Annotated in this window: 11 protein-coding genes; 2 read left to right on the plus strand and 9 right to left on the minus strand. The window is 64.9% G+C overall.

The window, feature by feature from the left end:
* Window positions 1-151 precede the first annotated feature (151 nt).
* The 7 genes from AC0L3X_RS31910 to AC0L3X_RS31940 form a co-directional block, all read right to left on the minus strand.
* Complete coding sequence (locus tag AC0L3X_RS31910; protein WP_063985765.1) at window positions 152-529, minus strand: hypothetical protein; 378 nt, start codon at window positions 527-529, stop codon at window positions 152-154.
* Window positions 530-604: 75 nt separating this feature from the next.
* Window positions 605-880, minus strand: coding sequence for a hypothetical protein (locus AC0L3X_RS31915; protein ID WP_283017750.1), 276 nt, complete (start codon window positions 878-880; stop codon window positions 605-607).
* Window positions 881-1235: 355 nt separating this feature from the next.
* The gene (locus tag AC0L3X_RS31920) at window positions 1236-2543 is read right to left on the minus strand and encodes an NAD(P)H-dependent oxidoreductase (protein ID WP_063985764.1); all 1308 of its coding nucleotides are present in this window, start codon (window positions 2541-2543) and stop codon (window positions 1236-1238) included.
* A gap of 142 nt (window positions 2544-2685) precedes the next feature.
* Window positions 2686-3486, minus strand: coding sequence for a phytanoyl-CoA dioxygenase family protein (locus AC0L3X_RS31925; RefSeq protein ID WP_063985763.1), 801 nt, complete (start codon window positions 3484-3486; stop codon window positions 2686-2688).
* Between the two features lie 141 nt (window positions 3487-3627).
* A complete protein-coding gene (locus tag AC0L3X_RS31930) occupies window positions 3628-4305 on the minus strand; it encodes a GntR family transcriptional regulator (protein ID WP_063985762.1) in 678 nt (225 codons plus the stop codon).
* Between the two features lie 183 nt (window positions 4306-4488).
* Window positions 4489-5745: a M20/M25/M40 family metallo-hydrolase gene (locus AC0L3X_RS31935; protein ID WP_063985761.1), complete on the minus strand. Its 1257-nt coding sequence runs from the start codon at window positions 5743-5745 to the stop codon at window positions 4489-4491.
* Between the two features lie 86 nt (window positions 5746-5831).
* Window positions 5832-6701, minus strand: coding sequence for a sigma-70 family RNA polymerase sigma factor (locus AC0L3X_RS31940; protein ID WP_354098030.1), 870 nt, complete (start codon window positions 6699-6701; stop codon window positions 5832-5834).
* Between the two features lie 99 nt (window positions 6702-6800).
* On the opposite strand from AC0L3X_RS31940, the gene AC0L3X_RS31945 reads away from it, so the two are divergent.
* A complete protein-coding gene (locus AC0L3X_RS31945; RefSeq protein ID WP_063986725.1) occupies window positions 6801-7256 on the plus strand; it encodes a carboxymuconolactone decarboxylase family protein in 456 nt (151 codons plus the stop codon).
* A gap of 167 nt (window positions 7257-7423) precedes the next feature.
* On the opposite strand, the gene AC0L3X_RS31950 is transcribed toward AC0L3X_RS31945, so the two are convergent.
* Window positions 7424-8236: an alpha/beta fold hydrolase gene (locus AC0L3X_RS31950; protein ID WP_063985759.1), complete on the minus strand. Its 813-nt coding sequence runs from the start codon at window positions 8234-8236 to the stop codon at window positions 7424-7426.
* Window positions 8237-8238: 2 nt separating this feature from the next.
* Window positions 8239-9057 (minus strand): alpha/beta fold hydrolase, encoded by an 819-nt coding sequence (locus tag AC0L3X_RS31955; RefSeq protein WP_063985758.1) that lies wholly within the window; start codon window positions 9055-9057, stop codon window positions 8239-8241.
* A gap of 138 nt (window positions 9058-9195) precedes the next feature.
* On the opposite strand from AC0L3X_RS31955, the gene AC0L3X_RS31960 reads away from it, so the two are divergent.
* Complete coding sequence (locus tag AC0L3X_RS31960; RefSeq protein ID WP_063985757.1) at window positions 9196-9738, plus strand: methylated-DNA--[protein]-cysteine S-methyltransferase; 543 nt, start codon at window positions 9196-9198, stop codon at window positions 9736-9738.
* Window positions 9739-9832: the final 94 nt, after the last annotated feature.

The raw sequence follows: 9832 nt of genomic DNA on the forward strand, positions 1-9832 counted from the left end.
CCCTCTATCGGGCTTGGGGGGGGGTTCTAACACCCTGTGTTCACCCCCCCGCGCTTTTTGTATTATAATTCTGGCCGTGACCCACAACCCCGCCACTAACCCGGCGCCCCCTTTGGGGCCGCCTGAGCTGTTTAACGTCAGAGCAGATGACCTACTGGCAGAGATGCTGGAGGCCGTCGCTACCCTTGAAATAGGTGCCGGGCCGGCAGACGATGCCGTTACGGGCAGCATACGTACTCCAGCTGCCCTGCCAGCCCATCTCGCCGTACGACATGCCGGGCGACATGGCGTAGGAATTGCCCCAGTTGCCGACAGTCGCGTCCGCCGCTGCCGGCTGGCGATATGCCGTTCGCCGAGTTGATGGCCGAACCCGATAGTCGGGGGTGGTCCCCGTTCCAAGACCCGTGCAGCTGGCGAATTCAGCTTGGCATGCGTCCGGATTGGAGTTGTACCACTGCGCCTGTACAGCAGAGCTGGACAGGGCAGATGCCACAACAACGACCGCACCAAGAATTTTCAGATTTATCATGGATTGCTCCTTACGGTTGGACCGTGGTGCAAGATGCCACGTGTGTCAGTACCCGTTTTTTTTGCGCGCAAAACATCAAATCGACGTGACACGTTGGGCGAGCACGAACAGAACGAGCATCCCGGTGTCATCCTTCGCGACCATCCTGACACTGCTCGGCCCGGCCATTGGCTTCTCGGGGCTATCAATCGCTGTGACCAGCGCAAGAATTTCGAGGAGGCCGAAGCCAAGGTCATCGTGGTCGAAGAGGACGCAACCTGCTGCGATCATGAGTCCGCATATGGTTGGACATGGCGCGGGCTGCGGCCGATGCCGGCTTTTGATCGAGAAGCCGAACTCACGGTTCAACATTCACCGCTTTGGCATAGCTACACTTCATCTATAATTCTCTCCCGTGGATCAGCTACAGGAGGCAAGAATGAAGCGATCAATTGCCTTGTCAGCGTCGCTAATTATTGGCTTCTCAATTGGAAGCAATGCAGGCGCGAGTGCTGCAACTTACTGCCGACACGTTGGCTATCCCGCCAATTGTGGCGTTCGGACCGGCGTCATAGTCGCGCCAACCCGTGATGTTCGCGGAATGCCACCATCAATTGATGCGGGCCCGAGCGGCGTTATAAGGCAGGACTTGTTCGCAAGGAATAATCCGAACAATTTGCGATCGGATTGGCCCAGTCCACCCGCTCAACCGGGGCAGTTCTAGCCGCTATTTCGCGAATGCCGTCTCCATTACCTTTCGCGTCTTGATCGTCTCGTTGTTAGCGTCGAACTCGACGTCGCTCCAGCGCACGATCTCGCCATGGGCGACGTCGTGCTTCAGCTTCAGGCGATGTGCGAGACCGATCGGCAGGGCGCCTGCCTTCAGGCTCGCGGCCGCCGGCACCAGCTTGCCCCACACGGTGTAGCCGCCTTCGCCGTCCAGCATCTCGCCGGCGCGCAGATTGCGCTTGGCCACGGCGGCAACGTCGCCGCGGAAGCCATAGGGCTGGCCGGTCGGCTCGCCCCGCAGCGCCGCCGACAGGATCGAGATGTTCAGCTCGAGCCCGATCAGATGGTACGGCTTGTACATCGCCGCGAAGCGTCCGCTGCCGTCGGTCTTCAGGCCGTATTGCCTGAAGCAGTCGGCGGCATAGTCGTTCGGCGCCTCCAGCACGACATAGACGCCCCACCGCAAATCGCGAAACACCGGCCGGCCGTCGCGCTCGAGTGACGACACCACCTCCACCACGCCCGACCGTTCCAACACGCCGCCCTTGTCGCTGGGACGCATGACGTGTGGCAAATCGTCGACGCCGCAGGGCGGAAACAGCAAGCCGCTCGCGGGCACGTCGAGCCCGCAGGCATTGGCGATCGCGGCCATCTCGATCGCGGATTTGGTGCCGTCGAGGAAGGAGTTGAACATCTGCGGATTCATGCCGGCCGACTGTGCCTCGCCCGCGGTGAGACCATAGTGCTGCCAGACGCCGTCAGGTGTCACGTCGTGATAGGCTGGCAGATATTTTGTCCCTTTGCCGGCTGCGACCACGCGAAAACCGGTGGCGCGCACCCAGTCGACCATCTCGGCGGTCAGCGCCGGCTGGTCGCCATAAGCGAGCGAATAGACCACGCCCGCCTTCCGTGCTTCCTCGGCGAGCAGCGGGCCCGCCAGCACGTCGGCCTCGACATTGACCATCACGATATGCTTGCCCGCCGCGATCGCAGCGCGCGCGTGCTTGATGCCGACGGCCGGATTGCCGGTCGCTTCAACGACGACATCCATCGCGCCGCCCGCAATGGCGCGTGCGCCATCATCGGTGAAGACGGTGGCCGCGATCCGCTCGGCGCTCCAGCCCACGGTGCGGCAGGCTTCGCGCGCACGGTCGCGATCGATATCGACGATGATGGGCACCTCCAGCCCCGGCGTGTGCGGCACCTGCGCCAGAAACATCGAGCCGAACTTGCCGGCACCGATCAGCGCGACACGGACAGGCTTGCCAGCGGACGCGCGGGCCTGGAGGAGGCGGAAGAGGTTCATGGGGGATGTCCTGAGCGCAACAATCAAAGCTCGTCATTCCGGGGCGACGCGCAGCGTCGAGCCCGGAATCCATAACCACGATCGGGAGTATGGATTCCGGGCTCGCGCCCAAGAAGGCGCGCCCCGGAATGACAGTGAGAACTTACTCCGCCGCCTGTCGCGGCGCACGTGCGAGCCGCACCAGCGCATCATCGTCCACCGTCTTGATCGGCGCAAAATCGCGATGCGCGATGTACTCAGGCCGCGTCGGGGTGCGGATGTAGTTCGAGACCGCGTTCAGCGTCAGGTACACGATCTTGCGCGGGTAGGGCGTGATGTTGCCGGCCGAGCCATGCACGAGATTGCCGTGGAACATCAGCATGCCGCCCGGCTTGCCTGTGGGCGCGACGATGCCGCCCTGCTTGACGAGGCGCGTCACGGTCTCTTCGTCGAGCGTCCACAGTGGATAGGAGGTCGTCGCAAGGTCATGCGAGGCCTGGAGATCGCCGGCATTCTGGCTCTGCGGCACCAGCATCAGGGGGCCGTTGATCGGCATCACCTCGTCGAGGAAGATCGCGATGTTCATCGCGCGCGGCTCCGGCATGCCGTCGTCGCGCTTCCAAGTGCCGTAATCCTGGTGCCACTGCCAGACGTCGCCGGTGAAGGCCGATTTCGCGTTGATCTTGAACTGGTGCATGTAGACCGGCTCGCCGAACAATTGCTCGACCGGGTCGATCATGCGCGGATGCGCACCCAAGATGCGGAATGCCTCGTTGTAGAGATGCGCGGCAAACGCCGTGCGCGGCGCGCCGCTCTTCTCGCGCCAGACCTCGGGCCGATTCGCGTCATAGATGCCGATCGCCTCGCGCGCGAGGAAGTCGACTTCCTCCTGGCTGAACAATTCGGGGAGGAACAGCCAGCCCTCGTGGTGGAAGAACTCCAATTGCTCCTGAGACAGTTTCATGGGTCGTCCTCCTGTTTTGATTTGTTGTTTTCTCTCGTCATGGCCGGGCTTGACCCGGCCATCCACGTCTTTGCTCCACGTTCGCGAGAAGAACGTGGATGCCCGGGACAAGCCCGGGCATGACGGGGGGCGCGATAGTCGCTACGCCGCCGCCTCGTCCGTCGCCCTCAATTTCTCCTCGGTCATCCGTCCCGCCGTCTGCGCATGGGCCAGCGCTGCGCGCTCGGCGGCTTTCGCATCGCCTGCGAGAATGTGTCCGGCAATCGTCGCATGCTCGGCCCACGCGCTGCCGCGATAATCGAGCTCGGAGAGCACCGTCGCCATCGAGCGGCGCATATGCGGCCATTGCGGCGCGATCGTCTCCTCGATCACGGGATTGCCCGCGAGCTGATAGATCGCGCGGTGAAAATCGACGTCGAGCACGATCAGCTCGGCGAGCGAAGTCTTGCGGTCGATGCGGCGTCCGGCGGCGAGGGCTGCGTCCAACCGCGCGCGTCCCGCCGCGTCGCTTGCGGCGCGCTGAGCGGCGAGCCGCGCGGCCAGCGCGTCGATGGCGCCTCGCACCTCGTAGAGCTGGCGGATGCGCGAGGGGTCGAGCTGGGTGACTTCAAAACCGCGACGGCCGCTCTCGGCGACGAGACCCTGCCGGTGCAGCAGATGCAGCGCATGCGACACCGGCTGGCGCGACACGCCGAGCTTGTCGGCGAGTTCGTTCTGCCGGATGCGCTGGCCGGGTTGAAGCGTGCGGTCGGAGATCGCCTCCAGGATCCGCGCATAGACCTGGTCGATCAGGTTCGGGAGCGGGTCGAGAGGGATCACGCCGGCAGCTCCGAGACACAAAAGGGAATACGGAATTCCGTATTCGAAGGTATCGCAGGAGGGGGAGGGCGTCAAGGCGGTCCTCAAGCCGCCGTTTTGGCCTCGCTAAGCCATTGATATCGCTAGGGCCGTCTACTGTGCATGGGGTTGTTTTCGCCGAAATGGCTTGGCCGGCCCCGGCGCCTACTTCTTCTTGCCCTGCTCGATCAGTATCCGGCTCACCAGATAGAGCCGCGGCACGATCGAGTTGGTGTCGATGAACTCGTCCCGGGCGTGATAGCCGAAGCCGGCGAGGCCAAAGCTCTCGACCACGACCGCCTTGCCGCTGCGGTTGGCATAACCGGCATCGGTGGCGCCGCCGGTCATCTCGGCGATGTCGAGCTTGCGGTCGATCTCGGCATAGATCGCCTGCCCCTCCTGCGCGAGCGCGCGGCCGCGATCGCTGGCGACGAAGGGCGGGCGGCCCGCAATGATCGTCACCGTGGTTTCGGTGTCGGGCACGAACTTGTCCTTCACCTTCGCGTCGAGCGCCGCCTGCAATTTGGCGATGCCATCGGGGATGGTCAGGCGGATATCGGCGCCGGCCTCGGCCTTTTCCGGAATCTGGTTGCGCACCGTGCCGGCCTGCGCCGTGGTCCAGTTGAGCTGCGTGCCCGGGATCGACTTGGCGACGTCCTTTGTCTGCTGCAATTGGTGCGCGAGCTCGATCAGCGCGTTACGGCCGAGATCGGGCGCGGCGCCGGCATGCGAGGCGCGGCCCTTCACCTCCATTTTCGCCGTGGCAGTGCCGCTCGCGCCCAGCAGCAGCCCGTCATTCTTGGCGATCGGCGCGGCGACCGTGGGTTCGCAGGAGAGCACGACGTCGTGCTGGTCGGCGAACTCGGCGATGATCTCGCCCGACCCGATCGAGCCGACCTCTTCATCCGGATTGAAGGACACGGTGAGCCTGGCGTAGTCCTGCCAGCCGGCGTCCTTCAGGATCTTGAGCGCATGCAGGACCACGGCGATGCCGCCCTTGTCGTCGGCGATGCCGGGGCCGTAGATGCGGTTACCGTCGACACGGTACGGCTCGCTTGCGAGAATGCCGCGCTGATAGACCGTGTCCATATGCGCGATCAACATCAGCTTTCGCGACCCGGTGCCCTGGAAGGTGGCGATCACCATGTCGGCGCCCGTACCCGCGGTGGTCTTGCGCCGCTCGATGGTGGCGCCCAGCGCCTTCAGGCGCGCTTCGGTGAATTCGGCCATCTTCTTCAGGCCCTCGGCATCGCCGCTGCCGCTTTCGATCATCACCATGTCGTGCAGGGTCTCGATCAGCGGCGCCTTCTCCTGCTCGGCCGCGGCCTTCAGCTTTTCGTCGGCGGCCGCAAGCGCGGTGGTGCTGCCGGCGGCGAGGCCGAGCAGGGACAAGGCGAGCAGGGGAATGAAGCGGGCTGTCATGGAAATCGTCCTTTCGCGTCTTGAGCGCTGGCACCGCGCGATTGGACTTCAGCGTAACATCCGGGCCGTCCGGATGCCACGTCCCGCTAGCGCTCCAGCACCTCCACCTCCATCGTCGCGATCTGGTCCGCATCGGCCACCGCCTCGATCCCCGCGATCCGGTCGCCGTTGAACGTCACGCGCAGCGCGATGCGCAGACGTCCGCCGAAGATGACGGCGACGCCGATCTCGCCATCGACCAGCGCCGTCCGTGCAGCCTGCGCACGGCCCTTGTAGAGCTGTGCGACCGCATCCGCGCCGCGGATCTCCGGCAGCGTGCCGAGCCGCACCGCAGCCTGGTCGGCACGGAACACGACGTCGGGATCGAGCAGGGCCAGCAGGCCCTCGAAATTGCCCTCGCGCGAAGCCCTGAGGAAGGCATCGACGATCGCGCGCTGGTGCGAGATGTCCGCCTCGGGCACCGGCGCCCCCTGGACGCGCCGTCGCGCGCGGCTCGCCAACTGCCGCGAGGCGTCGACCGAGCGTCCCACGATCGGCGCGATCTCCTCGAACGGGACTGCGAACATGTCGTGCAGCACGAAGGCGAGCCGCTCTGCCGGCTGCAATGTCTCGAGCACGACGAGGAGGGCCGCGCCGACGGAATCGGACATCTCCGCCTCGCGCTCCCGCGTCTCGTCGACCGGCTCGGGCACGTGCGGGCCCATCGGGTCCTCGCGGCGCGATTTGCGCGCGCGCAGCATGTCGAGGCAGATGCGCGCGACCACGGTGGTCAGCCAGCCGCGCAGGTTCGCGACATCGGACGTGTCGTAGCGGCTGACCCGCAGCCAGGCCTCCTGCACGGCATCGTCGACCTCGGCACTGGAACCCAGCATCCGGTAGGCGACCGCGCGCAGATGGTCCCTGCTGGCCTCGAATTGGCGGCTGAGAAAATTTTCTTCGAAGTTTTTCTGGGTCATCGGTCACATTCCCTCATCGCAATCCGTCATGCCCATGACGAAGCCAATCCGGCCGATGTGACCGGAACCGTCCAAATTCTCTAACGGAGACGCAAGATGATGCACGCGCGCATGAACCACCCCGTCATGGTCCTGCCTGAAGCCATGAACCACCTTCAATCCCTCGGCAATTTGACCAAGCAGGGGCTGCCGGAAAAGCTCCTGGAACTGGTGCACCTGCGCGCCAGCCAGATCAACGGCTGCAGCGTCTGCGTCGACATGCATCCGAAGATCGCCCGCAAGCTGGGTGAAACCGACGAGCGCCTGTTCGCCGTCTCGGCCTGGCGCGATGCGCCCTATTTCAGCGACGCCGAACGCGCCGCGCTGGCGCTGACCGAAGCCGTCACGCGCCTTGCCGATCGCGAGGACCCGGTGCCGGATGCGATCTGGAACGAGGCCTCCAAGCATTTTGACGAGCGCGAGCTCGCAACCCTGATCCTCTCGATCGCGACCATCAACGTCTGGAACCGGCTGAATGCGACGATCAAGATGCCGGTCGGCGTTTGGAAGGTGTGAGTTTCTGTGCCCTCTCCCCTTGCGGGAGAGGGCAGCGCCGCTGGGAGACACGAACTCACTTGGGTGAGGGGTATTTCTCCGCAGACTCATTTGCAGATGTGATCTCTCCCACATCCGCCTTCGCCTGAAGGCTTCGGCGGACAAGAGGGGAGAAGGAAAAAAGAAAGCTACTCCGCCAAAAACCTGTTCACCACCTCGCCGAACTCAAGCGGCGCCTGCTCGAACATCCAGTGGCCGGCATTGGGGATCACCGCGGTCTTGCTGCCCGCGATGTGCTCGGCCAGCACGCGCCACATCACCGAGAGGCTGCCGGTGGTTGCACCGCCGCCGATCAGCAGCGTCGGCGTCCTGATCGCCTGCGCATCAGCGAGCGTGTAGGGCCGGCGCTGCTCGTTGATCTGGCCGAGGAAGGTGAGCGTGTTGTCGCGCAGCTGTTGCTTCGCCGCCGCCGGCACGCGCCGCCACGAGCCGTCGCCTTCGATGCCCTCGTAGAAATTCTGCAGCGCGCCGTCGAGATCGCCGGCGCGGATCATCTCGACCGAGCGTATCGTCTTCGCAGCGAGCGGCGGATGCGCGGGCGTGCCTTCGGGCACCGACAGGCTGGCGTCGAGATCGCCGCCCGGCTCGGCCAGCACCAGCTTGCGCAGCAGGTCAGGCCGCGCTTGCGCGACGCGAAACGCGATGTGGCCGCCGCGCGAATGCCCCATCAGGTCGACCGGCCCGGGTTTGACCTGCTCGATGAAGGCGATCGTGTCCGCGACGTGCTGCGCCATCTTGTAATCGTCGCCGATGGCGTCCCAATGCTCGGGAAAGAAATGCCGCAGGCTGACCGAGATCACGCGATGGGACTTCGACAGTGGGCCGAGCACTGAATACCAGGTGCGGAAATCACCTAGCGTGCCATGGACGCAGACCAGCGGCGGGCCGTCCCCGACTTCGAGATAGGCCATGTCGTAACCGTTGACGCGAAAGCTCTGCATGATCAGCTCGCCAGGAAATCCAGAACCAGTTCGGAGTATTTTTGCGGCGCCTGCTCGAACATCGGATGGGTCGCGTTCGGGATGATCGCCGTCTTGGAATAGGGTACGTGCGCGGCCAGCGCATGCAGCACCTTTGGCAGCAGGCCTTTGGTCCGCGCACCCAGGATGAACAGCGTCGGCATCCTGATCGATTCCGCATCCGCCTTCGAGAAGGGCGGACGGTTGTCGCGGACCTGCCCGATCAGGGTATAGGCGTTGTCGCGCAGATTCTGCTTCACCATCGCCGGCAGCCGCGGCCAGGTGCCGGCGCCCTCCAGCGTGTCCACGAAGACGGCAAGGCCGCCGTCGACATCGCCGGCCGCGATCTTCTCGGCCGAGGCCGTGAACCGCGCCAACAGCGGCGAGGGGCCGCCGACGTAATCGGGATCGAGGCTCGCATCGAGCTCGCCGCCGGGTTCGGCCAGGATCAGCCGCCGCAACAGGTCGGGGCGCGCCTGTGCCACGCGGAAGCAGATGTGCCCGCCGCGGGAATGGCCCATCAGATCGACCGGGCCGACGTCGAGCTTCTCGATGAAGGCGATGACGTCCTGGACATGCTGGGCGATCGAATAGGTGTCGCCGACGCCATCCCAGCGGTCCGGGAAGAAGTGCCGCAAGCTGACGGCGATCACCCGATGCCGCTGCGTCAGCGGTCCGAGCACGCAGCCCCAGACGCGGAAGTCATTGAGCGAGCCATGTACACAGACCAGCGGCGGCCGGCTCCTGTCTTCGCCCACGTCGAGATAGGGCATGTCGTATCCGTTGACGTGGAGGCTTTGCATTCGGGGCTCGCGGGAGGGGGCAGGAACTCCTGTGCAAGATTCCCGGAAACCGGGTGGATCGCAACTATTTCCAAGCCTAGATTTAGGCATGGATCACAATGGGGGCATGCGACGAGGGCGCAAGCCAGGAACCAAGCCATGACCGACCAGCATTTTGCCCTGTTCGACACCAGGATCGGCCTCTGTGCCATCGCCTGGGGCCCGCGTGGTATCAACGGCACGCAACTGCCCATGGGCGGCGAGGAGAAGATCCGCACCCGCATCAGCCAGCGCCATGCCGACGCCACCGAGGCCGAGCCGACCGCCGAGGTGCGAGAGGCGATCGACCGCATCACAAAATTGCTCGCGGGCGAGCCGGACGATCTCACCGACATCCCGCTCGATCTCGACGGCGTGCCCGACTTCAACCGCGGCGTCTACGAGATCGCCCGCGCCATCCCGCCCGGCAAGACCATCACCTATGGCGACATCGCCAAGCAGCTCGGCGGCGTCCAGCTGTCGCGCGATGTCGGTCAGGCGCTCGGCCGCAACCCGTGCCCGATCGTCGTGCCCTGCCATCGCGTGCTGGCCGCCGGCAACAAGCCCGGCGGCTTCTCGGCCAATGGCGGCGTGGTGACGAAGCTGAAGATGCTCGAGATCGAAGGCGCGCTGGTGAACCACACGCCGAGTTTGTTTGATTAATCTCCGCTTCACCCTCCCCTGGCGGGTCGGCGCGAAGCGACGGGGTGGGGTGATCTCTCCACTCGGGCACTGTTCCACTCGGAGAGACTGTCAC

The sequence above is a fragment of the Bradyrhizobium sp. MI1.7 genome, assembly GCF_055811795.1.